Source organism: Methylocystis sp. Uni0008 (genome assembly GCF_056838045.1).
In genome coordinates, this window is the sequence record NZ_JBXEJH010000004.1 from 61,741 (window position 1) to 87,230 (window position 25,490).

General features: G+C 62.0%; 18 protein-coding genes. 10 read left to right on the forward strand and 8 right to left on the reverse strand.

Features of this window, described 5'->3' with window-relative positions; translation table 11 throughout:
* Positions 1-39 precede the first annotated feature (39 nt).
* From AC0X69_RS23050 to AC0X69_RS23075, 6 genes are all read right to left on the reverse strand, one after another.
* On the reverse strand, positions 40-2,358 hold the full coding sequence (locus AC0X69_RS23050) for an nSTAND3 domain-containing NTPase (protein ID WP_482614065.1): 2,319 nt from the start codon (positions 2,356-2,358) through the stop codon (positions 40-42).
* Positions 2,355-4,403, reverse strand: coding sequence for an ATP-binding protein (locus tag AC0X69_RS23055; protein ID WP_482614067.1), 2,049 nt, complete (start codon positions 4,401-4,403; stop codon positions 2,355-2,357). The genes AC0X69_RS23050 and AC0X69_RS23055 overlap by 4 nt, the downstream gene beginning before the upstream one ends.
* Positions 4,400-4,930 carry a hypothetical protein gene (locus AC0X69_RS23060; RefSeq protein WP_482614069.1) on the reverse strand — a complete coding sequence of 177 codons (531 nt, stop codon included), beginning with the start codon at positions 4,928-4,930 and terminating at the stop codon, positions 4,400-4,402. The genes AC0X69_RS23055 and AC0X69_RS23060 overlap by 4 nt, the downstream gene beginning before the upstream one ends.
* Positions 4,930-6,249: an SIR2 family protein gene (locus AC0X69_RS23065; RefSeq protein WP_482614070.1), complete on the reverse strand. Its 1,320-nt coding sequence runs from the start codon at positions 6,247-6,249 to the stop codon at positions 4,930-4,932. Before AC0X69_RS23065 ends, AC0X69_RS23060 begins: the two co-directional genes overlap by 1 nt.
* On the reverse strand, positions 6,246-6,617 hold the full coding sequence (locus AC0X69_RS23070; protein WP_109027252.1) for an XRE family transcriptional regulator: 372 nt from the start codon (positions 6,615-6,617) through the stop codon (positions 6,246-6,248). Before AC0X69_RS23070 ends, AC0X69_RS23065 begins: the two co-directional genes overlap by 4 nt.
* 737 nt (positions 6,618-7,354) lie before the next feature.
* Positions 7,355-7,918 (reverse strand): helix-turn-helix domain-containing protein, encoded by a 564-nt coding sequence (locus tag AC0X69_RS23075; protein WP_482614071.1) that lies wholly within the window; start codon positions 7,916-7,918, stop codon positions 7,355-7,357.
* Between the two features lie 375 nt (positions 7,919-8,293).
* Between AC0X69_RS23075 and AC0X69_RS23080 the strand changes: the two genes are divergently transcribed.
* The 5 genes from AC0X69_RS23080 (at position 8,294) to AC0X69_RS23100 (ending at position 17,030) form a co-directional block, all read left to right on the forward strand.
* Positions 8,294-8,704 (forward strand): hypothetical protein, encoded by a 411-nt coding sequence (locus AC0X69_RS23080; protein WP_482614072.1) that lies wholly within the window; start codon positions 8,294-8,296, stop codon positions 8,702-8,704.
* A 39-nt stretch (positions 8,705-8,743) separates the two neighbouring features.
* Complete coding sequence (locus AC0X69_RS23085) at positions 8,744-10,807, forward strand: ParB/RepB/Spo0J family partition protein (protein ID WP_482614073.1); 2,064 nt, start codon at positions 8,744-8,746, stop codon at positions 10,805-10,807.
* Positions 10,808-11,065: 258 nt separating this feature from the next.
* Positions 11,066-11,257, forward strand: coding sequence for a hypothetical protein (locus AC0X69_RS23090; protein WP_482614074.1), 192 nt, complete (start codon positions 11,066-11,068; stop codon positions 11,255-11,257).
* A gap of 290 nt (positions 11,258-11,547) precedes the next feature.
* Positions 11,548-16,002: a strawberry notch-like NTP hydrolase domain-containing protein gene (locus AC0X69_RS23095; protein ID WP_482614075.1), complete on the forward strand. Its 4,455-nt coding sequence runs from the start codon at positions 11,548-11,550 to the stop codon at positions 16,000-16,002.
* Positions 16,003-16,019: 17 nt separating this feature from the next.
* On the forward strand, positions 16,020-17,030 hold the full coding sequence (locus AC0X69_RS23100; RefSeq protein WP_482614076.1) for a DUF7146 domain-containing protein: 1,011 nt from the start codon (positions 16,020-16,022) through the stop codon (positions 17,028-17,030).
* 130 nt (positions 17,031-17,160) lie between these two features.
* Here AC0X69_RS23100 and AC0X69_RS23105 read toward each other — a convergent pair whose 3' ends face one another.
* Positions 17,161-18,333 carry an ATP-binding protein gene (locus AC0X69_RS23105; RefSeq protein WP_482614077.1) on the reverse strand — a complete coding sequence of 391 codons (1,173 nt, stop codon included), beginning with the start codon at positions 18,331-18,333 and terminating at the stop codon, positions 17,161-17,163.
* Positions 18,334-18,817: 484 nt separating this feature from the next.
* On the opposite strand from AC0X69_RS23105, the gene AC0X69_RS23110 reads away from it, so the two are divergent.
* The 5 genes from AC0X69_RS23110 (at position 18,818) to AC0X69_RS23130 (ending at position 24,229) form a co-directional block, all read left to right on the forward strand.
* Positions 18,818-19,765, forward strand: coding sequence for a DUF2493 domain-containing protein (locus AC0X69_RS23110; RefSeq protein ID WP_482614078.1), 948 nt, complete (start codon positions 18,818-18,820; stop codon positions 19,763-19,765).
* Between the two features lie 340 nt (positions 19,766-20,105).
* A complete protein-coding gene (gene repA, locus AC0X69_RS23115) occupies positions 20,106-21,317 on the forward strand; it encodes a plasmid partitioning protein RepA (protein WP_482614079.1) in 1,212 nt (403 codons plus the stop codon).
* Complete coding sequence (repB, locus tag AC0X69_RS23120) at positions 21,314-22,381, forward strand: plasmid partitioning protein RepB (RefSeq protein WP_482614080.1); 1,068 nt, start codon at positions 21,314-21,316, stop codon at positions 22,379-22,381. The genes repA and repB overlap by 4 nt, the downstream gene beginning before the upstream one ends.
* A gap of 193 nt (positions 22,382-22,574) precedes the next feature.
* A complete protein-coding gene (gene repC, locus AC0X69_RS23125; RefSeq protein WP_482614081.1) occupies positions 22,575-23,948 on the forward strand; it encodes a plasmid replication protein RepC in 1,374 nt (457 codons plus the stop codon).
* Complete coding sequence (locus AC0X69_RS23130; RefSeq protein ID WP_482614082.1) at positions 23,945-24,229, forward strand: hypothetical protein; 285 nt, start codon at positions 23,945-23,947, stop codon at positions 24,227-24,229. Before repC ends, AC0X69_RS23130 begins: the two co-directional genes overlap by 4 nt.
* A gap of 9 nt (positions 24,230-24,238) precedes the next feature.
* Here AC0X69_RS23130 and AC0X69_RS23135 read toward each other — a convergent pair whose 3' ends face one another.
* Positions 24,239-25,369, reverse strand: a complete 1,131-nt coding sequence (locus AC0X69_RS23135) for a site-specific integrase (RefSeq protein WP_482614083.1) — start codon at positions 25,367-25,369, stop codon at positions 24,239-24,241.
* Positions 25,370-25,490: the final 121 nt, after the last annotated feature.

The following is a 25,490-nucleotide window of genomic DNA, read 5'->3' on the forward strand; positions in this document are numbered from 1 at the left end:
TCCGACTGGTTGGAGCGCAATCGCTTGATATCTCCACGACTATTTGTCGACATCGTCGAACACCGAGCGCTTCGTGGCGACCGGAGTGGAAGCCGGAGCTTCTTCCTTCTTTTGCGTCACGATGTGCGTCCAATCCGCTTCATCTTCCGAGCCTTCCTCCTGCTCGCGCTTGCGCTCTTCCAGTCCCTTGACTGACCGCTTCACCTGATCGCGCGCGTTGTCGATCAGGGCTGTGGCGTCCGCGTCGACACCGATCGCCTCAATGCGATCGAGCACGCCAAGAAGCTTCTTGAAGTGGCTATCAGGCTCCTCGTCCAAATCAGCGTCGGCGACGATCTCGTCGATCCGCTCTTCGAGCGAAGGCAGCACAGTTGTTCGCAGTGCCAGCCCCATGCCGACCAGTCTCAGCGGCGGTACAAGCGCTAGCATCTCTGGTTCGTCGAAGAAGGAAGCATCTAGGTTCGTGAGCACGGCGGATTCCAGGGAGTCGGCCGCCTCCGAGCGCAGATCGTCCGGTAAGATGCCGAGGTGGTGGGCTCTGGCGTAGGCTGCGATCTGGGGATCGTTGCCGGCGAGGTCGGTTTGCCAGCAGGACCGTCGAAGTAAATTTGGAAATTGCTGGACCGCTCTGGCGAACACGGGCCCGCTCGCTCGATAAGACAGGAAGTGGAATAGCATCCAATTGCGGTGCCATTCATCGGGGGTGTGGCCGAGCCGGGCGACCAGAGCATCGTCGAGCATCGTTGGGATGACAAGCGCGTCTCGAATGAGAGGCGAACCCTCGCACGTAAAGCTGCTGAGAATGGTGTCGATCGTCGCGCCCCGAATGAGCGCCGCCATCATATGCGGCTTCTGGCGGAGGATCTCTGTCAGGGCGTCGGAAATCGTCGGATGGGCGAAGGTCCATTTTGATCCGGAGAGTTTCAGGAACGAGCCCTTCAGCTCAGCGAAACAATCCTGGATCTTAGTCAGGGTGTACCCGGTCAGCTCCGCGACCGCTTGGGCAGCCAACACATCATGGTCCCTGGGATTGAAGCCGGCTTGATGGACGTAAACCAGGATGAGCGCGGCTTGCAGCTGATCATCCAAGGCGTTGACCGTATCGATCAGATGCTCTGTTGGCTCTTCCATGAAACGCACGAGCGAACTTTCGCGGGGCGAGAGCCCCTTGGTGAAGTTCGAGTCACCAAGGCGTTCGGCAATCCCAGGAAGAAAGTCACGAACGGCGGCGACGGCGGCCAGGTGTGGCTTGACACTTGATCGCCAGCTCTGGCTCTGCTCGCCGAAATTCACATGGTTATAGAGAATCTGCGCCTTCTCTTCGAACGTCAGTTCGCCGACATCGACTACGGCGCTGCCATCAGCGAATTGGGCAAGGTTGCGCTGTCCGAGGCGACGCCGCGCCGCTTCATAGATATGCTTGCGGGAGGTTAGGAGAAAGCGGTTGCCGTGCTTGATTGCGGCCCGGAGCTTGGAGAATGCCGACGCCCAGTCCTGTACATAGTCGTCGCGTAGCACATTCGAGCCGAAGGCGTCGTCGATCCAGAAGAAGCGACCCGGATCGTTGGGATTCCACCCGGCCTCGAAGTCGCGGGGACTGGTCAAAGCGAGAACGGTGTTATCCGGATTTTCAGAAGCGATTGTCGAGACGATCGCGCCGATCGCTGATTTGCCGCTTGAGGGATTGCCCAACAGCAGCACTACGCCATGGTTGGAAATGGCGTTGACGGCGTCGCGATGGGCTTTTGTCGGCACATACGTGCGAAGCTTTGGAATCCAGCTGTCAAGCAGCGCCCGACTCTGCTCGCTTAGCCGCTCATCCACGATTGAGGTGAGGTCCCCCAGGCCGTAGACCTGCGGAACGAGAGCCCGTAGGCGCGCGCTGGTTCTGATGACCCGGACGATATACTGGCGACCGAGAATGTGCGGCTTACGCACGCCGAGCGCCCGAAGCCTGTCACGCATCGCCGCCGCGACAGGCGCATCTACGCTCATGTTCGTCATGAAGGCGTAGGTGTCAGCCTGACCGGCTTTGACCAGCTCCTCGACATTCTCAAGCTCGGTGGTGAGATCGCTGAGCTTCAATGCCCTCATGGCATCGGACGTATGCTTGCACTGGACCGTGCCAATGGGCGGTGCGTCTGTTACAGAGGGGATGAGGAAGACCGCGTCCTGGCCGCCGTCCTGGGCTTCACGGAAGATCTCCACGGGTTGGCCGAGTATGACCTCGCATACCTGCGAGCAGAGATCCTGAAACGCGCGCCAGCCGATCGTGTGGAGCGCCAGATCGCTCCAGGGGCCGTGCGCTCGACGTTTGCGCGGCGCCGGAAGTTCGATTTGCGCGGTCTCGGTCATCATGCGGTGGCGACACCACGTAGAACGCCGACCGGCATCGGATGAATATCCTGGTCGATGACTACGCTTGTGGTGCCGAGCAGTCCAAGTTCGATGTCGAGACGCCGGCCTCCCTCCGTCGAGGTGCTCACCAAGCGCCGGCATAGCAGATCGGCCAGCGCGGGGTCTTCGACCGCGCAGATTATCTGGCGCCCGTCCAAGCGGAGAGCGGCGAGCACTTCGACTAGGTGAAGAGCCCTGAAATCATCGATGTGCTGAACGGGGTCGTCGAGCAGAAGGGACCTGAGTGGTGTCCACGCCCGCGCAAGATGGACCGAGAGAAGGAAGGCCAGACCTGCTGCGCGGCGCTGGCCGCTGCTGAAGACGAATTGCGGGTTCAGGCCGTCTCCCACCTTGAGGCTGAGGAAACGCCGGACGTCGCCGCGGATGCTGTAGTCGATCGTTCGCCAGTTGGCGTGCGGTCGCAGGCGTTGATAGAGTTCGTTGAGCAGAGGACTGATCTGAGCGAGCCGCTCGTCGATGATCTCAGCGCTCACGCGCTTGACAGAGCGTTCGATTTCGCGGGCTGCGGTGACGGCATTTTGTGACTGGCTGACCGCCTGCGCCAGCTTCTCGATTTCAACTCGCAGCGCCGAGATGTTGTTTTCGATCGACGACATCCGCGCCACCGCTTGTGAGGCCTCCAGCACGAGGAGCGCACGCTCAAGGTCGATCAACCGGTCTCGTTCGAGAGAAATCGCCTGCTCCAGCCCGTCAGGATCATGGATCAAGCGGTGATCGAGCCCCCACTGAGTGTAGAAATCCACATGCGCCGCTTCCTGGACGCGCAGGCGGCGCAGCTCGTCCGCATGAATTTGAACGGAGGCGGCTGCTGCCTGGAACGCGAGGCTGGGTTGCCGCGCATTGTCTTTCGCGGTGGCGAGAGCATCGCGAGCGGCCTGAACGCCCGACGCCAGTGATGTAATCCGTCGCCGTGCAGCGGCCAGACCGGCGGCAAACTCGTCCGACGTTCGGTGGGCCGCGCATAGCGGGCAATGATCGTCGTGCAGCCCGAGGCGCTCACCGTGCTCGACGAGAAGGCTCAGCGACGCCGCGATCGCGTCCATCTCTTCTTCGCGCACGAGGCGCTGTTCGGCTTCCGAGACGGCTTGCTGCGCAGACTGATGCTCGCGCTGCGCCGCTTCGTTCGCCGCTGATGCGGCCTCCCGGTTCGCAACGGCCTCCGGGGCGTTGAAGGCCGCCTGCGCCAACGCGACCTCGCGACCGAGTTGAAGCGCGTCGTCCATTCGACCCAATCGGGCCCGTCCGTTCACGAGCGCGTTTCGACCTGCTACCAGCCGCGCCGTCAGCTCGGGCTGCGCATCCGGCGCCGCGGCGGCGATTACCTGGAGCGCGGCAGAAACATCCCCGGATCGGCTAAAAGAGGCTTGTGTCTCAGACTGCTGCGTTAGCCTGTCCGCGAGGCGCAAACGGGCGGCCTCATAGGCGGCCTCGTCTTTAGAGTGAGCGGCTTCGGCGGACGCCACGACCTCCTTGGCTCTGCTACCCGCTTCGGAGCCTTCCAATGCGCCGAGCGCCGAGCGCACGAGATCGAATCGCTCCGTTTCGGTGAGGTCCAGGCTGAGCGCAGCGATCCATTCGTCGCGGATTATCGAGGTCCGAGTGAGTTGCCTGAGCGCGTCGTCTGGCGCGGGTCCGCGGCAGAGCGCGGCGTGGATCTCCTCTGATGAGCGATCGGAGCCGGATTCCCGCGTCCGCGTGATGGTGAATGGCTTCCCGTCGTCGTCCACGAAAGAGGCCGTGACGTAATGGGCATTGGGAACACCTTCACCGCGCCACCAGAGGTAATCGCTGAGGCTTTCCTTCGCCGCCTTCTCGACGGCGTATTTGTCGATGGAGCCCGTGATCGCGAACTCGACCGCATCGCACAGGGTGCTCTTGCCCACGCCGTTCCGGCCGGTGATGACGGTGAAGCCCCGTCCGAAGTTGATCCGGACGAGATCCCTGAAGCCACGAAAGCCGCATACTTCGATGAAATCGAGCCTCATGATGTCGCTCCCAAAATGCGAGCGACCTCCGCCGGCGTGGTTTCGTTGAGGAACGCGGTAACGGCATCGGCAGGAATGTCCTTCAGCCTGGTACGCAATCTCGTTTCGAAGTTGGACGCGCCGAGCAGCGGCTTCGAGCGCATGGACAGCAGAGGTAGAAGCGCCTTCTCAACGTCATCGGCTGTGGTAATCGAGGCCCGGGCGATCTTTCGGGTCAAAGAAAAATCCTCTTCGATACGCTCGATCTCGCGCCCTCGACGCGCATCCTGATCCGGGGTCAGAAAAACCGAGTAGACGTTCCACGCCTTCGCTCCGGCACCGCGCAACGAAGCGGCGTGCCGAGCGAGCGCGACCTGCTGGTTCTCCTTCCAGGTGGTGAGGAGCGCATCTGCGGTGTCGAAGACGTGGACGAATCCCATCAGCGCCGCGCTTTCCAAACAGGTCACCGGGCCGGCCGAGCCAGTCCACGTCCAGGTTTCGTAATGGGCGTCCCGAAGGAGGATTTCTGCTTGCGTCAAGATGTCCATCAGATGCCCAACACCGCTCTTGCCGCAGGGAGATCGAACCACTTGCCCGTCGGGTCTGGACGAATGACATCGCCTGCGCGCCCGCTCCGGACGACGTTGTCGGGGACTCCCAGGTCGGTTGCGCCTACCGCGACAACAATGTCGGACTGCATCGCAGCAGGCGGCTCGACGAACTTTCCGCGTAGCGTTCCGAGGACGGATTGCGCCCCGTTTATGACGCGAATGGTCCGGCTGTTGAGCTCGTAACCGTCGGCGCGTTGAACTGCTCCCGCCTGACGGAGCAGCAAGTGGAAGAAGCCCAAGGCCTCCGGATTCGCCGGGCGTAGCAGCTTGGCCGGCTCCGCCGCCGAGACACCCTCGGCATCCCGCCTCAGACCATAAAGGGCCTCGCTGTCGAAGTTTCCGACGTCTAGCCAAGCCGGGTCGCATTGAACTCCGGTGGCGCGCTCGAAGGCAGCCCGCCCGGCGTCCAGGACCTGACGAAGGTAGTTCGATGAGAACGCGCGACGAAGCTCGTCGAGCGCCACGGCCCCAGACTCTTGGACATGCTCGAACGTCACGTTCTGCGCGTGCGCTATCTCCCAGAGCTGCGGAGCCTTCTGCTCGAGCGCATTCGGCGGCGAAAGATCGACCACCGTTACAGACAGCGGCTGCATGTCAATCAGCGCTTCGCCGATCACAGCGTTGAGGTATTCCCAGTCCGACCAGAAGCCGACGACGAGCAGGTCCTTCTGCCGAAGGTTGGCGGCCATCCATACTTTGCTTCGAGCGATGCGAGCCGATATTATCGGATCGTCGATCTGCGAAGGTGCCCAGACTGTGGACGGCCGGTCGCGATGGGAGCAGCCGTGGAATTTCAGCAGGGGCGCCTGACGGACTGCATCGGCGGTAGCCTCGTCGCCGTCGAGTGAACCGCGGAAGTCCGCGCCGTAGTCCCATGCCCGCCGCTCAATAAGCGTGTCGTAGTTGCTCGATATGCCGGCAACGGCGGCGCGAATGATGAGAAAATCGGCTATTGCGGCATGCCCGGTGTTCGAAGGCCGCACGAAGGCGGGCCAGGGCACCAGATGTTCGATGAAGACCGATTGCAGGGTATTGAGGCCCGCGAAGTGCTCGGTGAGAGCCTCAAGATTCTCCCGTAGAGCAAGCTCGCAGTTCGGGTCTGATTCAAGACGATATTTGTCGAAGCAGCGCTCGGCGACAGTTCGGGCAGACGGCAGGCTGCTGGGCGGCGCCATCGACAGCCCGGCGCCGCAGACCACCAAAAGGCGGCCGGCGTTCATTGAGGCCAGAAGTCGAGTGATTGTCTCGGGCGTCAAGCAAGCCTCCGCCGAGAACCAGCTCGCCTTGCTGCTGGCTTCGCTGCCGGCTGAGTTAGGACGCCGAGATGTTCGATCCGTACGGGCGGCCGGGCCGGCAGCTTCACCGTCAGTTCGAGTTTGCCACCGATCGCTTCGACATAGCTGCGTAGCGTCGAGAGATACATATCCGCCTGGTTTTCGATCTTGGAGACGGAGGGTTGTTTGATGTTCAGGGCGGTCGCGACATCTTCCTGGGCCTTGCCCGCGATCTGGCGCAGCCCGCGGAGTCCTTCGACCTCCTGCCGGAGTTCGTCATAGCGCGCTTCGATCTGCTCCTGCTGGTCGCGGGGCAGGGAAGCTATGACCTGATCGATGCTCCGTCCCACAGGATCGTCCTCTTCTTTACGGATTTAAGGTTTTCCAGATGGTCGGAAAACCAGCTGCCCGCCTTGGCGATAAGCTGCTTGTAGAAGCGCCTCTGGCTACTGGCCGACTTGTCGCGACCTCGATCGTGCTCCTCTCAGGATCGCACGCGAAGGCTGCACGACATTCATCGTCTGCAGCAGAGAATGCATCTCCTTTCTCTTGGCCTGTTTCGAGCCTTTGAGCGTGTCGACGATGGGCGACCGAGCTGCAGACCGAATTCGGCGAACAGCTTCGCAATGGCGAGTAGTTCGGTCTGACTCCGATGCTCCACAGCCAGAAACTCCGCCTCACGGGCGTCGTAAAGTCTGATATTTAATGTATATAGCTTCGGAGCTATGTCGGGTCAAGGCTGATGAGGACGGCATCAGTTGCCACCCTCGGGGACTCCTGGGAAACGCAAGGGAGATCGCCGATGCTCCTTAATTGGATTTCGCAACGAGCAATCACGCGGTCGAACGCTGGTTTGAAACTGTAGCTGTATCTTGCATGAATCGGCACATGCTGAGGTCGCACGGCTCACGACTCCAAGTGGTTCAAGCTTCCCAAACCTGCCATTCTGCATTCGGCCCGATCCTCGCTGGACAAGCCAAGCCGGCGAAATGCCCAATACCGGACGTTCCGAACTTCGGCTAAGCGTCATATTGTTGCCTTCCTCAGGTAACGAATAACGAGGAAATGGTCCCTCTGCGCTCTTTCCTCACGCTTCTCGTTGAGATGGAAGCCGCGCAGCTCGCGAAGTTTTCGGGGTCGCCGCGCGTTTGGCGCCTCTCGCCGCTTTGCGTGGCGACTCGACGCCGAGCAATTCCCACAAGCTGATATCCAATCGTTCCGCGAGTTCCACGAGCACGAGCAGGGACGGGTTCGATACGCCGTCGGTGATAAGATAGAGCTGCGGCAGGGATACGTTCAGAAACTTTGCGAATTCCTGTTTGGTCAGGGCGCTCTTGCGAAAGGACTCATTCACGACGGCGCCGATCGTCTCGATCATTTTTAGTGCGGACGGATTCTTACGGTCGCGAGCCGGCTTGGCTTCGAGCAACTCGTAGAGCGGGACGCGAAGCTTTTTCGAGACTTCTGCCAACATCGTGATAGAAGGGTTGCCGAGCTGGCGCCGCACATAGCGAAATTGCGAACCGGACATGCCGACGAATTCGGCGAATTCCGGCTTCGACAAGCCGCTCTTCGCCTGTTCAGCGATCAGTCGATTCGCAAGGTTTGCGAGATAGGGCGACTCAAGCCGATCAGCGATCGTGACGACCATGAGCCGTCGTCGTCGATCCGCCTCAGCCGTACCCCCCGCCTTACGCGACCGCTTTGGCCCGCCGCCGATCATTTTGCCCCGGAAAACTCACGACACCGCCGCAGCACTGTCATAGATTCCCGTGCGGCTGCCAAGGGCAATTCGGGAATGTTTGCCAGTTTATTAGACTTGGCCCCGCTTGCGCTTCTCGCCGCGGCGCACCCAAAGCAAGGCTATGGCTCGTCAAGCGACCAAGGCGTGCGAGACGGCCGCCCCAAGTCGTGGGCGGGGCTTTTCGCTGCTGTTTTTGCGAAGAGCGAGAGCGGTGAGCACGTTTCACGACCGCATGGAAAGCGAGAGAGAGGCTCCCGCGCGCCCGTCGTGGAGGTTTCGCGCATGACCGACAGTTACGTCGAGACGATCGACAAGGCCCTCGCCACTGAAGGTGGGCATCTCAGTATCGGAAGAGGCGGCTTTTCATTGCATTTCGGGAGCGGCTGGCTGAGCGGCTCTGACTGCGCGCCGGTCAAAGCCGCTGCGATCGCGGCGGGCTTGCCCGTGATCGATAGCCGCATGATCGATTTCGGAAAGGTCGCGGACCTCGCGATTCGCGGTCCGATGATCGCGATCGGCAAGCCGGCCGATCCGTCGCCCTGGCGCGCGCTGTCCTATGCGCCACTCGCCGCGGTCGCCGAGGCTTACGCGCGCGCCGGCGCCGAGGTGCGGAACGTGCCCGGTTGCGGCGGCTGGGGGGCGGCACCTGAGAGCGAGAGAGCCCTTTGGGCTTTTCGACGGAGCAGAGGGTGAGAGAGAGGCTCTCGCCCATCCGTCGCGGAGTTCAGGGACATGTCGAAGATTGTTTTGACGGCGGCGCGGGATATCGCGCTCGACAAGCTTGTGGCGTCGGACGCGAATGTGCGGCGCATCAAGGCGGGGGTGAGTGTCGAGGATCTGGCCGAGGATATCGCAAGGCGGGGATTGTTGCAGTCCTTGAGCGTTCGGCCGATCGTGGACGACCAGGGCGCCGAAAAGGGTCAATTCGCGGTCAGCGCGGGCGGGCGACGCCTTGCCGCCCTCAAACTGCTCGTCAAGCAGAAGCGCCTCGCGAAAAACGCAGCCGTCCCCTGCATCGTGAAGACCGGCGGGATCGAGGAAGAGGATTCTCTCGCCGAGAATACGATGCGCGAGGCGTTGCATCCGCTCGATCAGTTTCGGGCGTTCAAGAATCTGCAGGATCAGGGCGTCACGATTGACGAGATCGCCGCGCGGTTTTTCGTCGGCGCGCCGGTGGTGCGACAGAGACTGAAACTCGCGGCGGCGAGCCAGAAACTGCTCGACCTTTACGTCGCCGAGGAATTGAGCCTCGAGCAGCTCATGGCCTTTTGCGTCACCGACGACCATGCGCGGCAGGAGGAAGTGTGGGAGTCTCTGAGCCGTTCCTACAACAAGGAGCCCTACACGATCCGACGACTGCTGACCGAAGGCGCGGTGAAGGCGGGGGACAAGCGCGCGGTCTTCGTCGGCGTTGAAGCCTATGAGGCGGCGGGTGGGGTCGTCCTTCGCGATCTCTTCCAGCAGGATCATGGCGGCTGGCTGCAGGATGTGGCGCTGCTCGACCGACTGGCGCGGGAGAAGCTCGCGGAAGCCGCCGACACGCTGCGCGCCGAAGGCTGGAAATGGTCGCAGATCGCGATCGATTTTCCCTATGGTCACACGAATGGGTTGCGACGGAGCCCGGCGAGCTACGCGCCTGTCTCGGAAGAACAGCAGGCGCGTTACGACGCCGCGCTCGCCGAATATGACGCTTTGTCGGACGAGCACGAAGGCGCGGACGATCTTCCCGAGGAAGTCGACCGTAGGCTCGCGGAACTTGAAAAGGAGATGGCGGCGGTTGACGAGCGACCCGCGATCTACGATCCGACAGAAATTTCGCGCGCCGGAATATTTGTCAGCATCGACTATGATGGCGCCCTGAAGGTCGAGCGCGGCTTTGTCCGCCCCGAGGATGAGGAGCCCGCCGGCGCGCCGGCCGCTGGCGAGCCCACGGGATCTGTGGTCGCCCCAAAGCCTGCGGGCGACGGCGCAGTTCGAAACCCCGAGGAACCCACGCCCGACAAGGACGAGACGGAAGTCTCGTCAAAACTCTCCGACCGATTGATGAGCGAACTTACCGCCCACCGCACGCTCGCGCTGCGCGTCGCGCTCGCCAATGATCTAGACGCGGCGTTTCTCGCGGCGACCCACGCGCTGACGTTGAAGAGTTTTTACGCTTCCGGCCGCTTCGACGGCTGCGTGGAGATCGACTTCAAATCCGCGCCGCTCGGCGCCTATGCGTCCGGCCTCGCCGATCTCACCAATGCGCGGGCGAATGATGAGGCGCAGGGCCATTGGCAATTGCGCCTGCCGAAGAAATCGGAAGATCTCTGGGACTGGCTGGTCAAAGCGGATCGCGACTCGACGGCAGGTCTCTTCGCCTTTTGTGTCGGCCAGAGCGTCAACGCGCTGCAGCTTCCACACGAACGCCGCTCAAAGGCGCTGGATCACGCCGATCGACTGGCCGAACATGTCGGGCTCGATATGAGCGCGCATTGGACGCCGACGGTTGAGAGCTATTTCGGCAAGGTTACCAAGGCGCGGATTCTGGCGGCGGTGCGCGAAGCGAAGGGCGAAGCGACGGCGCAGATGATTGATCATCTGAAAAAATCCGACATGGCGGTCGAGGCCCAGCGTCTGCTCCAGGGAACCGGCTGGTTGCCCGAGCCGCTTCGCGGCTCGACAATGGATGATGCTGACGCGGCAATCGTCCAAAAGCAAGAGAGCGACGCCTTGCCGGATTTCCTGGGCGATGACGACGACGCGGCTTTGCTCGACGCCGAGGAAGAGGAGCCGCGCGCCACGGCCGCGGAATGATGTCGAGGCGGGATGGCGCGCTGTCCCGCCTTTCGCCGCATCTGCCGCGTCGACGCTGACCTTTCGTCACGTCTGATCGAAGACGCGCTGTATTCGCTCGCCCAAAAATTCTGTCTCCCGACACCGTCGCGCGCGCCGCTGACGCACGCATCTTCCCTCATTTTTTGAAAGGCGCCGCCATGGGCTGGCTCTATATGCAATCACTCGGTGGTTATTCAGGACCACGCGACTATCTCGACGCGCAGTTGACCTTCGAGAATGCCGGAAGGCCGATCGAAGGTCCTGCGCTCGATCCTTCTTGGCGAAACCTATTACGCCGCCGTCGAGCAGCAGCGCAGCGACGGCGCGCGCGTGGTCTTCGCGCTCGTCTGCCTCACGTACTACAACCCGCGCGACCCGGAAGGATTCCTGTTCGGCTACAAGGATATGACCGAGGCTATGGGTCCCTAAGAAAGCGACTGTCCCGAGGACATTCTGGATCTGTTGACGCCAACGGATCGGCCTTATGCGATCGCCTGGCGCGCCCGCTGTCGCGAAAGCCGATTCCCGGCGGGGGGCGATCAGTAGGTCATCATAAAAATCGGCGTCGTCGCCCTGACGGATTGTCGGCGGCGCCATCACTGCGCTGATCGGCGGCGCTGCGGCGGGCGGAGAGAAGAGGCAGAGGGCTTGGCCGGGAGGGCGAGCCCGGGAGGAGCAAAGAGAGAGCATCCCGGGCTTGTCAATCCCGGAGACAATCGATGAGCCCAATCCTTGCCGTTGCTGAAACACCCCGCGAACAATCCGAACTTTCCTTCATATCGACCGACAAGGCGCATGCGCTGATCATGGCGGCGCAAACGCTCGTCGCGCATCTTGCCAAGGGACGCCTCATCGACGCCCCTGTCCTGCGCGCGGCGATGGAAAACGCTCTTGGCGCGAGCGATGCGCAAGGCGCCTGGAGCTGGAAGGACGCTTATGAGGCGGTCGAGGCGGCGCAGGTTTTATTTTTGCGCCGCTACGGGCCGGCAATGGTTGCGCGCGCGGCGAATGATCCGGCGCGCATTCTCGCGATGCTCTCAAAGATCGGCGCGCTGCTGCCGAGCCAGACGCGGCGCTCGGAAGAAAGCCAGGCGCTGCAGCAATTCTCGACGCCGCTGGAATTGGCCTATGTCGTGAGCGTCGCGGCGGGAATCGCTCCGGGCGACACCGTGCTTGAGCCTTCCGCGGGCATGGGGATGCTCGCGATCTTTGCCGAGCGCGCCGGCGCGAAACTCATCCTCAATGAATGGGGCAAGACGCGCGCCGATCTCCTGAAACTTCTATTTCCCCAAGCGCCGCTCAGCCGCATAGACGGCGCGCAGCTGCACGATCGTCTCGACGCCGATCATGTTCCAACCGTCGTGCTGATGAACCCGCCTTTCTCCTCGTCGCCCTTGATCGAGGGGCGGCATGCCGCGGCAACTTTCGACCATGTTCGCGCGGCTCTCGCGCGACTTCGCGCCGGCGGACGGCTTGTCGCCATCACGGGCGAGAGTTTTGCCCCGACCGCGAACAGCTGGCGGGGAAGTTTCCAGCGCTTGCAGGAACAGGGCCGGCTCGTGTTCACGGCATCGCTCGCGCGCGGATTTTTCGCGCGCCATGGGACGAGCGTCGAAAGCCGGCTGACGGTCTTCGACAAAATACCGGCGGAAACCCCCAAGCAATTTGTCTCTGGCTTCGGTCCGGTCGCCGATGTTTCGGACTTGCTCGCGCTGGTGCAAAGCGAGATTCCGCCGCGCGCATCTCTTGCTACCGCGGTTGGCAATGGTGAGGCGGCGGATAAGGCCAGCGTCGGTTCGACCGCGAAGCCTTTCACGCCGATCATTGCAACACGCCGCGCCGCGCCGCGTCCTGCCTTCCCGGAGTCTGCGCGTCCAAACGCGCGCGTTCTGACCCCTGCCCCGCGCGCGCCTTCAGAGATCGTCGAAGTCGCCTATGCGGTTCGCGACTGGAAAGCGCCCGAGGGCGGCGCGCTCAGCGCCGGGCTCTATGAGCCCTATGCCGTGCAATCGATCGCAATTGACGGCGCGAAACCGCATCCGACGACGCTCGTACAATCCGCCGCCATGGCGTCGGTCGCGCCCCCAAAGCCCAGGTATCGGCCGCATCTGCCAAAGAGCGTGATCGAGTCTGGTCTTTTATCGGACGCGCAGCTTGAGAGCGTCATTTATGCCGGCGAAACCCATAGCGCCCTTCTCGCCGGCGCCTTTCTCGTCAATGAAAGCTTCGATGCGGTCTCCGCCGCGCCCGACGACGTGGAGAAGGCGGTCCGCTTTCGCCGCGGCTATTATCTCGGTGATGGCACCGGCGCCGGTAAGGGACGTCAGGTCGCGGGCGTCATTCTCGACAATTGGCTCAAAGGCCGTCGCAAAGCGCTGTGGATCTCGAAATCCGACAAGCTGCTGGAAGACGCCCAGCGCGACTGGTCGGCGCTGGGCCAGGAGAAATTGCTGATCGTCCCGCAGTCCCGCTTCAAGCAGGGCGCGCCGATCAAACTGTCTGAGGGCGTTCTCTTTACGACCTATGCGACCCTGCGCTCGGATGAGCGGCAGGGCCGGGACGGCGCGCTTAAGCGATCGCGCCTGTCGCAGATCATCGACTGGCTTGGAGCCGATTTCGACGGCGTCATCGTCTTCGACGAGGCGCATGCCCTCGCCAACGCCGCCGGCGACAAGGGCGAGCGCGGCGAGAAGACCGCCTCGCAGCAGGGACGCGCGGGCCTGCGGTTACAGAACGCCCTGCCCGGGGCCCGCGTTCTCTATGTCTCGGCGACTGGAGCCACGACGGTCGCCAATCTCGCTTATGCGACGCGTTTGGGGCTCTGGGGCTCGACCGACATGCCCTTCGCGACGCGCGCCGATTTTGTCGCGGCGATGGAGGCGGGCGGCATTGCCGCCATGGAAGTGCTGGCGCGCGATCTAAAGAGCCTCGGCCTCTATGCGTCGCGCGCCCTCTCCTATGCCGGAGTCGAGGTCGAGATGCTGGAGCATCCGCTCTCGGCGGAGCAGATCCGCATCTATGATTCCTATGCCGGCGCCTTCGAGATCATTCACAATAATCTGACCGCGGCGCTCGAGGCGGCGAATATCACCGGGGAAGGCGGCAAAGCCTATAATCGTAACGCCAAGAGCGCGGCGCGTTCGGCCTTCGAATCCAACAAGCAGCGCTTTTTCAATCATCTGATCACGGCGATGAAGGTCCCAAGCCTCATCGCGTCGATCGAGCGCGATTTGGAGGCCGGCCATGCCGCCGTCATCCAGATCGTCTCGACCAGCGAAGCCTTGATGGAGCGCCGCCTTGCGGAAATCCCCTCATCCGAATGGGGCGATCTTTCCTGCGACATCACCCCGCGCGAATATGTCCTCGATTATCTCGCCCATTCCTTCCCGACACAGCTCTTCGAGGTCTATTCCGACGAGAATGGCGATCTTCACTCGCGGCCAGTCGTGGACGAGCACGGCAATCCCGTCCAGTCGCGCGAGGCGATGGAACGACGGGATCGGCTGATCGAGTATCTCGCCGCCCTGCCCGCCGTGCAGGGGGCGCTCGACCAGATTGTGCAGCGCTTTGGAACCGAGATGGTGGCCGAGGTCACCGGCCGCTCGCGGCGGATCGTCCGCAAGACCAACGCCGATTGCTCGGATCGGCTTTGCGTCGAGAACCGGCCAGCCTCCGCCAATTTGGGCGAGACGCAGGCCTTCATGGATGACGAGAAGCGCATCCTCGTCTTTTCCGACGCCGGCGGCACGGGGCGCTCCTATCACGCCGAGCGCAGCGCCAGGAACCAGCGCCTGCGCGTCCACTATCTCCTCGAACCCGGCTGGAAGGCGGATAACGCCATTCAGGGCCTCGGGCGCACCAACCGCACCAATCAGGCGCAGCCGCCTCTGTTCCGGCCGGTCGCGACCGATGTGAAGGGAGAAAGGCGCTTTCTCTCGACGATCGCCCGTCGGCTCGACACGCTCGGCGCCATCACGCGCGGCCAGCGCCAGACAGGCGGTCAGGGCCTGTTCCGGCCGGAGGACAATCTCGAATCCCCCTATGGGCGCGCGGCGTTGCGCCGGCTGTATCAGCTCGTCTTCGCCGGCAAGGTCGAAGGCTGCTCGCTGACGCGCTTTACGGAAGCGACCGGCCTCGATCTCACCGATCAGGACGGCAGCCTCAAGGAGGAGCTGCCGCCGATTTCGACCTTCCTCAACCGCATCCTCGCACTGCCGATCGCGTTGCAGAATCTTCTCTTCGACGTGTTCGAGGGGCTGATGGCGGCGCAAATCGAGGCGGCGATCGAGGCCGGCGTCTTCGATGTCGGCGTCGAAACGCTGATGGCCGAAAGTCTCATCGTCACCCATCGCCAGACGATCGCCGTGCATGGCGGGAGCGGGGCGGAAACGCAGCTGCTGACCATCCTGCGCAAGGACAAGACGCGGATCACAACGCTTGACGCGGCGTTCGACCATGCGACGGCTTCACAAAAATCGGGACTGATGGTCAACGACCAGTCGGGCCGCGCGGCGGTCAAATTGCCAGCAACAGCATTGATGCAGGACGACGGCTCGGTTCTGCCGCGCGTTCGTCTGCTGCGGCCCGCCCATGTCGATGTGATCACGGTCGAAACCTTGGAGCGCTCGCATTGGCGCGATGCGAACCGGCAAGAATTTCAGCGGGCGTGGGAGAGCGAGGTCGCCTCCCTCCCCGACCTGACCGAAAGCACGTTTCATATCGTCACCGGCCTATTGCTGCCGGTCTGGAACCGGCTCCCCGATGAGGCCGCGCGAGTCTATCGCCTGCAGACCGATCAGGGCGAACGCGTCATCGGCCGGCTCGTCTCGCCGGCAAGCGCCGCCGTGCTCCTCGAGGCGACAGGCGCCGGCGCCCCAGCGCTCGCGCCAGCCGCCGCCATCGCCGCGGTCATGCAGGACGGCGCTGGGCTCATTCTGACGGAGGGGCTGGTCCTCAAGCGTTCGCTCGTGATGAACCGGCAGCGCCTCGAACTCGTAGGCTTCTCCGACACGATGGTCGACCGATTGAAGGCGCAGGGTCTCGTTTCCGAAATCATCGTCTGGAAGCTGCGGCTCTTCGTGCCGCTCGGCGATGAGGCTTCAAAAATCGTCGAGAACCTTCTTGCGCTCCATTCCCTCCTCCGCGTCGCGCCCGCGACCCGCGTCAGTTCTTAAAAGAGCGGGAGGCGATCATGGAAAACCCCGCCCGAACTCTGTCTTGCAGACTTGCCGAAAATGTCGAGGCCGTCTGCCGGCATTATCTCTCGAATGGTCGCCGCTGCGGCAATTACTGGATCGTTGGCGACGTGAACAACAATACGGGCCGCAGTCTTTATGTGCGGCTCAAGGGGCCGCTCACTGGCAAGGGCGCGCGTGGACGTTGGACTGACTCGGCCACATCAGAACATGGCGACCTGCTCGATCTTATCCGCGCGCGCGAAGGGCTTACATCCTTTCGCGACACGTTCGACGAGGCGCGGCGTTTTTTGCGGGTGCCGTACGTGACGCCGACCGAGAGTCGCGGTCGGATTTTAAGCGAATGCGACACGATCGCGCTCGCACGCAAAATCTGGGCGGCGTCGCGGCCGATTAGTGGAACAAAGGCCGAGGCCTATCTGCGCGCGCGGAACATCAGCGGCGATCTGAGCGATGCGCCATTGCGCTATCACCCGTCGCTGATCTATCGTGAAGGTCGAAAGTCGCTGTCGCGCAAATTGCCGGCGCTCATCGCCGCCGTCACCGACAACAGCGGCGAGATCACTGGAATTCATCGAACATTTCTCGATCCGGCGCGCGACACCAAAGCGAATGTCGCGTCGCCGCGCCGCTCGCTCGGCGCCATTCTCGGCAATGGCGTGCGCTTCGGCGCGATCGACGAATTCGCAATCATCGGGGAAGGAATCGAAACGGTCCTGTCACTCAAAACTGCTTTCCGCCACCTTCCAATGGTCGCGGCGCTCTCGGCGGCGCATCTTGCCGCCTGGCGGCCGCCGTCGACTCAACGACGGCTTGTTATTGCCGCCGACAATGACGAGCCCGGACGAAACGCTGCCCGTCGCCTGTCCGGGCGAATGGGCGAGCATGGCGTCGATACGACGACGATCACGCCGTTGAGCGCCGACTTCAACAGCGAATTGCGTAAAAATTCGCTCGACACCTTGCGCGCCGGAGTGGAACGGCTGATCGGCGCCCATGCCTCGTGAACGCTTCGTCGGCGCTTGGCGCGAAGCCCATCGTGTCGCGAATGTCGTCGGTGACGCTCAGAAGGCGTCGGCGCTCTTGCGCGAGAAGATCGCATCCTTCGGCGAGCGATGCTCCGGCACGCCGGGATTCTCACCGCAGGCGAGTCACAGCTTCTTCCAGCGACAAGACCGTCGCGCCATGCGAGATCGGATAGCCTTCCTGCCCTGAATAGACGACGAAGCGCCTTTCAATCTGCAGATCGTCGCAGGCGAGAAAAAAGCCGCGCTCGACCTTGGGAGCGGTCGAACGTTTTATCTCGAGGGCCATTTCGATCTTTCCGGCGCGTTCGAATAGAAGATCGATTTCTGCGCCGTCTTGCGTGCGATAAAACATGGGAGCGCGCCGCGGACCGGCGGCATCGATCAATGTTTCAATCACGAAGCCCTCCCAACTCGGCCCGACGACCGGATGGCCGAGCAATTGGTCGAGGGTTTCGAGTTCGAGCAGCGCGTGAACGACGCCGCTGTCGCGGACATAGACCTTGGGCGAACGAACCAGCCGCTTGTTGAGATTGCCGCTCCAAGGCTGCAGCCGCCGCACCAGCATCAGGTCGACGAGCAAGTCGATATAGCGGTTGATCATCGGCGCCGAGACGCCGAGGCCCTGTGCGAGCCGAGCGCTGTTGAGTAACGACCCTTGAGCGTTGGCGAGCATCGTCCAAAGCCTTCCGATCGTGTTTGACGGCATGCGCGGCGCGAACATCGGCACATCACGCTCAAGATAGCTGCGGATGAAATTTCTTCGCCATTCGAAGCTCTCCGCGTCGTCGGCGGCAATCAGACTTTCCGGAAAGCCGCCGCGCAGCCAAAGCGTATCGGCGCCGACGCCGGCGCCGCGCGCCTCGTCGACCGCAATCGGCGCAAGATCGAGATAAATTACCCTCCCGGCGAGAGTTTCCGAGGCGTGCTGCACCAGGTCGAGCGAAGCGGAGCCGAGCAGCAGAAACTGACCGGTTCGTATGCCCCCTGCCCGTCGCTCGTCTATGATCCCGCGCAGTTCGGCAAAAAGGTTCGGAAGGCGGTGAACTTCGTCGATAATGACCAGTCGCCCGGGCTGACTCCTCAAAAAGGCGCCTGCGTCTTCGAGACGGCGCAGATCAGCGGCCTTTTCGAGATCGAGATAAATCGCGCCTTTTTCGTTTTTCGCGAGTTTTTTCGCGAGAGTTGTTTTCCCGATCTGGCGCGGGCCGAGCAGAACGACAGCAGGCGCTCGCGCCAAGCTTTGGCGGAGCGCTTGTTCGACGCGGGGTCGGGGGATAATCATACCGTAAATCGTAAATCATATTTATGAAATACGGTCAATTGGTATTGGTCAAGATCTAGCTTCGGCAGGCTCCGCTTGGGCAGTGTCCAAGGGCCAGCCGCTTCAGAGGCTGGAGGGGCACAGCGCCTGCCAAAGGCGGTGGTCTCGCTGAAGGCGATCGGCTGCTCGTCGCGTCTTCCTGAGATGGCTCGCCACCGTCGCCGGCTCGGTTGCTTTTTCGATCGGCGGACTCGTTCGCAGAGGGCCGCGCGCCGGCCTGAAAGAGCAGCGATGACGCCACAAGCGGCGCGCTTGCCACAACGCTCCCGCCGACTTCTTTCCCCTGCCCTGCGCTGGCGCTTCGGGCATTCCGCGCGGATCAAAGAAGTCGCCCGCAAAGCGTCCTCCACTGCGTTTCGGCCCTTCGGGTGCGGCGCGAGCCGCCCGTGGCGCGGGATCGCTGTCAGGCCGCGATCGATGCGGCCTCAAGCGAAAGCGCCAAGCGATGAACGATGAAATCGCCTCCCAGTCCTTCGACACATTCGCCCGGGATCACGAATCCCAGTCGCCCTCCTCGCACCTTCTCGACGAACTCGCCTTGCACGGCTACCGCCCGCTCGACGACGAACCGGATGCGCGTCCCCTGCCCTCTTCCGACGCCGCATCTTTGGCGCTCGAAGCCGCCGTCGAGGCCCTGGCGGGTCTCTTTCTCGAAACGCGACTCGAAGCCGATCTACCCGACCTGCTCTGGTCCTTCGTCAATCTCTTCCATCGCAAGGCGGATCGTATCGACCGGGACCTCGACGACAATGAAACCACGCAGCGGCGCGCGCAGACTGAACAGGACGGCTCGGAAATCCGCTCGGTCGAACTGGAGCGCTTGATCGCGCAAGGACTGACGCTGACCGAACGGCGCAACGCCTTCGAATTCTTCCGCGACCATCTCGCAGAACTCTATGCGGCCGAGACCGGTTCCGCCTGGCGACCGCGCGCGGGCTCAAAGGTCAATCACCGCGCGCTGACGGCTGCGATGATTGACAGCCGGGATTTTCTGAACGCAAAGAAGCTGGCCGAGACACAGGTGCTCTTGCCGCGCGGTCCTCGGATCGCCTTCGCTGGGGGCGTCGATTGCATCGATCATCAGCGCATTTGGGACGCTCTCGACAAAGTCCACGCGAAGCATCCCGACATGGTTCTTCTCCATGGAGGCGGCTCCAAGGGCGCCGAACGGATCGCATCCTGTTGGGCGGACAATCGCAAAGTTCCGCAGGTCGCGTTCAAACCGGACTGGATCCGTCACAAGAACGCCGCGCCCTTCAAGCGCAATGATGTGATGCTCGAAACGTTGCCAATCGGAGTGATCGCCTTCCCCGGTTCCGGCATCGTCGAGAACCTTGCCGACAAAGCGCGCAAGATGGGAATTCCTGTTTGGAAGTTTACGCAAAAGCGTTAGGCCGCGTCTCTGCACGACCACATTCTCATCGAGCGTCCGCGGCGACAACCGCGCAAACAGAGATAGCGTCTGCTCCGAAGTTAGCCGCGGCTAACGCCAGAGGGGGCGGCCACAGCCTTCGAAAGGAATAAAAGGTTAGCCGCGGCTAACAGATCGAGAACTAGCGATCATGGCAAAGCTGCGACGTTGTCCTCTTACGCAGATCACATGCGCTTAACGTTTTGTTAGTACTAAAAACGTTGCACCCAGCGGGAGAATCGGCACTATTGCGCAAAGACGCGCTTGAAGTGCGAAACTTTGAAAAACTCCGCAGCTTTGATTTGGTGAGAGCCTTTCCCACATGGCACGCAAACCCGCAGCATCCGCGCCGCAAGCGACCGAACTAAGGACGCTGATTCAGCGGCACGCACATGATCTCTCTGAGCAGCTGCAGGCGCATCAACGAAACAATTTTCCCCCATCCGCGGAAAAAAATATCCGCCTTTTTTCGCCTGCGGAAGCCACGAAGTTGATTGGCATTCACGAAGGGTATCTGCGACAGATTGCGTCAGAAGGGCGGGGGATCGCAGCGACAGTGACGAACGGTAGGCGATCATACTCGGTGGAGGACATTCAAAATATCCGGAGGATTCTCGACCAGAGCGCCAGAGGGGATCGTCGTTATCTACCTCATCGGATTGGGGGCGAGCACCTGCAAATCATCACCGTGATGAATTTCAAAGGCGGATCGGGGAAGACGACGACTTCGGCGCATTTGGCGCAATATTTGGCTTTGCATGGGTATCGTGTACTTGCGATCGATCTCGATCCTCAGGCTAGCCTCTCGGCACTTTTTGGATCACAACCCGAACTCGACGTAGGTCCGAACGAGACGTTGTATGGCGCGATTCGTTATGACGAGCATCGTCGATCAATTAGCGAAGTTGTCAGGGGAACATACATTCCCAGCCTCCATTTGATCCCGGCGCATTTGGAGCTGATGGAATTTGAGCATGAAACGCCCAGAGCACTGATGCAACGTGCTCCCGGCGATTTGATGTTTTTCGGGCGTATCGCTCAAGCAATAGCTGAGGCGCAGAATCTCTATGACATTGTCGTCATCGATTGTCCTCCGCAGCTGGGCTACCTGACGCTCTCTGCGTTGAGCGCGGCGACGGCTGTGCTGATTACGGTACATCCGCAGATGCTGGACGTGCTCTCGATGTCGCAATTTCTAACAATGACGGGCGACCTCCTAGAGGTTGTCGCCGACGCGGGAGGTACGACGAACTATGATTGGATGAATTACCTCGTAACGAGATTTGAACCGAGCGATGGCCCGCAAAATCAGATGGTCGCCTTTCTCAGGTCAATCTTTGGGCCGCATGTGCTCATTCATCCAATGCTGAAGAGCACGGCGATTTCGGACGCATCGATAACTAACCAAACGCTGTATGAGGTTGAAAGACAGCAGTTTACACGATCGACGTACGATCGAGCCATGGAATCAATGAACCAGGTCAACGGAGAGATCGAAGGGTTGATCCGGCGAGCTTGGGGGAGAGCAGCATGAGCCGGAAAGCTCTTTTCGCGAATTTGAAGCCTGCTTCAGCATCCGCAGCGGAAGTCGAAGCCACCGACAATTCCGAAAATCGTCCAGCGGACGAGAAGCCTCCGGTTGATCCGGTTAGAGCGGCAAGATTTCGGTCCCGGCCAATTCTCGGCGCGCCGGAACTGATCAGAACAACCGCGGCGCCAGTTGGTGCGCTTGGACAGTCCCTCAGCGAGTTCAAAGCGCAATCCGAGCGCGCCCTCGCAATTGAGCGTCAACTCGCTGAAGGGCAGGCGGTCGTTGATCTTGATCCAAGTCTCATTGATCCTTCCTTTGTCAATGATCGCATGCCGACGACCAAGGAGGCGCACGCGCGCTTGGTCGAAGCCATTCGAGACCATGGACAGCAGGTACCGATTCTAGTCCGTCCTCATCCCAGCAAAAACGGGCGGTATCAGGTCGCGTACGGCCATCGACGGCTCCGCGCCGCATTGGAACTTCAGCGAACAGTTCGGGCCGTCGTCAAGGCGCTTTCCGATGACGAACTCGTCATCGCCCAAGGGCAGGAAAACAATGAGCGACAAGATCTGTCGTTCATCGAAAAGGCAAGATTCGCACGAGGCTTGGAAGAAAGAGGGTTCAAGCGCGATACGATTATGACCGCGCTTTCCGTCTACAAGAGCGATCTTTCCAACATGCTCTCGGTCGTCTCTAGAATTCCCGAGGACGTCGTCGATGCGATCGGTCCAGCGCTTGGAATCGGGCGACGGGGATGGATCGACCTCGCAGAACGGTTTTCAGATCCCGTCGTGGCAAAGTCGGTGGGGGACTTGATTTCGACGCCGGACTTCCTCGCGCTCGAAAGCGACCGTCGGTTTCGGCGAGCGCATGCGGTTGCAAGACCGAGCGTTGACCCGCCCCGCTTTGAAAGCTGGACGACGGCTGATGGCGCGAAATTCGCGAAGATTGTCCAGAGCGCCGAAAAAATCTCGGTGACGATCGACCGAAAGGTCGTTCCCGAATTCGGAGATTTCATCATCGTGCGATTGCAGTCGCTCTATGAGGAGTTCAAATCCCGTCAATGACGGCGAGCGTTCCGCGTAGCGTCAAAAAGTACGTAAGCAGGAGAAACTGACAAAAGAAAAAGGCCCCCGAAACATTGCCCCGGAAGCCCTTCTCGTAGTTAGCACCTAGAGAATCACACTTCCGCGAATCGCTGTCAAGAGTCGGCGCCGTTTCGGCGAGCAGATTTCTTTTGCCTGAATGAGGCAAAGGATCATGCGCACACATTCAACGACGCCCTTTGGGCGGCGACCGCTGTCGCTCGCCATGGTGGCGGCGCAGGCGGCGACGCGGGATTTCGCGTCAAAACCTGACGCGTCCGAGACCGTCGTCCATAAATGGCGGCTGTTTCGAGCGCTCACGGAAGCCAAGGGCCCGCTCGGCGTCACTGACCGGGCGCTCTCGGTCCTGCACGCCTTGCTGAGCTTCCACCAGGAAACAGCGCTGACACTGCCGGAAGCCGAAGCCAGGGAAGGGGAGGAGGGTGATTCGCCCGCGCCCGGCATCGTGGTGTTTCCTTCGAACAGGGAGCTCTCGATCCGCGCCCATGGTATGGCACCGGCGACGCTGCGTCGTCACCTCGCTTCGCTCGTCGAGGCGGGATTGATCATCCGGCGGGATTCGCCCAACGGCAAACGCTTCGCGCGGCGGGGGCAGGGCGGCGAGATTGCGGAAGCCTTTGGCTTTGATCTAGCGCCGCTGATCGCGCGCGCGGCCGAGATCGAAAACCTCGCCGAAGAAGTTCGCGTCGAGAACCGCGCCATCGCCCTCCTGCGCGAGAAAATCACGCTGGTTCGGCGCGACATCGTCAAAATGATCGAGACCGGCATGGAGGAGGGCGTTTGCTTCGCAGCGCTGTCGCTCGACGGGCAGCAGATTGGCGACTGGGACGGCCTTTACGGGCGCTACCAGGCCTTATCGGGCCGCTACTCGCGCGCCCTCGGGCGGACAGAACTCGAGGCCTTGGCGGGTGAATTGACGGCCTTCGCGGCCGAAATCCAGAAGTTGCTCGAAACGCACGTAAAACAGCAAAAAAGAAGCGCCAATGAGTCCCAGACTGAGCGCCATATACAGAATCAAATCACAAACATTCCTGATCTTGAACCTAGCCTTCCAGAAGGCCGGGCCGAACCGCCTGGGTCAATGCCGGAAGAACCGGAAGCCAACAGGCCAGGGGGCGCGGAAACCGAAGCTCCCGTTACAGGAATAGGGGAACGACAATCGTCGTCGACGCGAACCTATCCGCTTGGCATGGTGCTGCAAGCTTGTCCCGACATCGTCGACTACGGCAAGGGCGGCCAAATTTCCTGCTGGCGCGATCTCATCGACGCGGCGGCGATCGTCCGCTCGGCGCTGGGCGTCTCGCCGGACGCCTGGAAACAGGCGCTCGACGTCTTGGGCGAGCATGACGCCTCGATCGTCATTGCGGCGATCCTGCAGCGCGGCGAGGAAATCAAATCCGCCGGCGGCTATTTGCGGGTTCTGACCGGCAAGGCGCGGGAAGGGGAGTTTTCGCTCGGCCCGGTGCTGATGGCGCTGCTCCGCGGCAAGGCGGCAAAGGCCGCGCGCGAACGAAAGAGGGCGGGGTGATCGGACTTTTGGCTGGGGTATCGCTGCTGTGGATTATCGTTACCGATCGAGGGAGCGCGGACGCGATGACCGATACGACGACCCAACTCGCCATTCTTTCCGACGCGCTGGTCAAAATCATCGACCTTTGTCCCATGGCAGGGAAGGCTGAGCCCGCTGACCTCTTGACACGCGCAGGTGATATCGCCGCGCAGGCGCTGACGGCCGCCGCCACCTACGGTGCGTTGCCGCCATTCGCGGATCCGTTGGATTTTCAATCAACCCAAGACGACAGCGCGTGAATGGCGTCGTTACAGCCCCGCCGCTTTGGTGAGATTGACGCGGAATCGATCGCGTTTCCTCTGGTATCGACGCGTCATTTCGGCGGAGGCGTGGCCGAGATGTTTTTGGACATGCGCCTCCTCGATCTGCGCCGACGAGGCGAGGCCGGCGCGCAGCGAATGGCCGCTAAAGGCGCGCCGCCGTTCGCCCTCGGTCAGATCGCCGCGAATCCCCGCGGCGAGGGCGGTTTTCTGCACCAGTCGGGCGACGTGCTTGTCGGTCAGGCGCTCGGGCGACACGCCGCCATTCTTGCGCGCGACCATCCGGAAGAGGGGGCCGTGACTGATCCGGCCGAGCCGCATCCAACTTTCGAGCAGCGCGACCGGGCAGGTTTCGGGATGAGAGCCGCGACCGATTTCGACCTCGCGCCAGCCGGTCTTGCCGGAAATCTGCAGCACCGCGCCGCCGTCGTTGTTGCTGGCGCTGGATATATCCGCGCCAGTCCTTTTGCCGCCGCGCGAAACATCGGCGGAGTCTCTGGTGGCGCTGGATATATCCGCGCCAGGAGGAAAAATCTCGACCCAGCCGGTTCCGTCCTCGCTCTGATCGGGCCCGCAATCGAGGCCGACGATTTCGGAGCGGCGCAGACCGCCGGCAAAGCCGATCGCCAGGATGGCGCGATCGCGGATGCCGCGCAGATCCATCTCGAGCGTCGCCATCATGGCCAGTAATTCGTCGGCGAAAATCGCCTCCTTCTGGACCGGCGGGCGGGCGTGGGCGCGGCGGATGCCGGCGAGCACGGTCGAAATATGCCGGTCGCTTGTGTCGAGCGGCTCGCCGCGTTGGCGGTAATGCCAGCAGATGCCGGCGAGCCGGCGCTCCAAAGTGGCGACACTGACCGACTCTCGGCCGCGCTCGCCCTCCATACAGGCGGTCAAATAGAGGCCGACGGTCTGCGGCTCCGGGGGCAGGGGATCGAGGCCAGAGCGGCGCAGCCAGGCCGAATACTGCCGCCAATCCGCCTCATAGGCGCGCCTTGTGTTGTCCGCGCGGGCGGCGCGGGCGTAATCGCGGGCCTTTTCGCTGAGCGCGGCGAGATGCGGGGAGGGGGCGGGCGCGGCTAGCGGCGGACCGCCGTCTTCGACTTTCGGATCGGCCATGTCGTCCTCGTTTTGGCGCCTCTAGGGGAAGCCTGCCTCGATCTCGGGGTCAAAAATCCGACGCCTCGGCAGGCTTATCGAGGCCGATTTCGATCGTTTTCGCCCTGTCGCTCACCCTTAT

Coding starts and splice junctions, on each gene's coding strand:
- repB (WP_482614080.1), top strand. CDS start 21,314: ATGAGCCGGAAAGCTCTTTTCGCGAATTTGAAGCCTGCTTCAGCATCC.
- AC0X69_RS23060 (WP_482614069.1), bottom strand. CDS start 4,930: ATGGACATCTTGACGCAAGCAGAAATCCTCCTTCGGGACGCCCATTAC.
- AC0X69_RS23075 (WP_482614071.1), bottom strand. CDS start 7,918: ATGGTCGTCACGATCGCTGATCGGCTTGAGTCGCCCTATCTCGCAAAC.
- AC0X69_RS23055 (WP_482614067.1), bottom strand. CDS start 4,403: ATGAGGCTCGATTTCATCGAAGTATGCGGCTTTCGTGGCTTCAGGGAT.
- AC0X69_RS23110 (WP_482614078.1), top strand. CDS start 18,818: ATGAACGATGAAATCGCCTCCCAGTCCTTCGACACATTCGCCCGGGAT.
- AC0X69_RS23095 (WP_482614075.1), top strand. CDS start 11,548: ATGAGCCCAATCCTTGCCGTTGCTGAAACACCCCGCGAACAATCCGAA.
- AC0X69_RS23105 (WP_482614077.1), bottom strand. CDS start 18,333: ATGATTATCCCCCGACCCCGCGTCGAACAAGCGCTCCGCCAAAGCTTG.
- AC0X69_RS23080 (WP_482614072.1), top strand. CDS start 8,294: ATGACCGACAGTTACGTCGAGACGATCGACAAGGCCCTCGCCACTGAA.
- repA (WP_482614079.1), top strand. CDS start 20,106: ATGGCACGCAAACCCGCAGCATCCGCGCCGCAAGCGACCGAACTAAGG.
- repC (WP_482614081.1), top strand. CDS start 22,575: ATGCGCACACATTCAACGACGCCCTTTGGGCGGCGACCGCTGTCGCTC.
- AC0X69_RS23135 (WP_482614083.1), bottom strand. CDS start 25,369: ATGGCCGATCCGAAAGTCGAAGACGGCGGTCCGCCGCTAGCCGCGCCC.
- AC0X69_RS23085 (WP_482614073.1), top strand. CDS start 8,744: ATGTCGAAGATTGTTTTGACGGCGGCGCGGGATATCGCGCTCGACAAG.
- AC0X69_RS23100 (WP_482614076.1), top strand. CDS start 16,020: ATGGAAAACCCCGCCCGAACTCTGTCTTGCAGACTTGCCGAAAATGTC.
- AC0X69_RS23090 (WP_482614074.1), top strand. CDS start 11,066: ATGCCGGAAGGCCGATCGAAGGTCCTGCGCTCGATCCTTCTTGGCGAA.
- AC0X69_RS23050 (WP_482614065.1), bottom strand. CDS start 2,358: ATGATGACCGAGACCGCGCAAATCGAACTTCCGGCGCCGCGCAAACGT.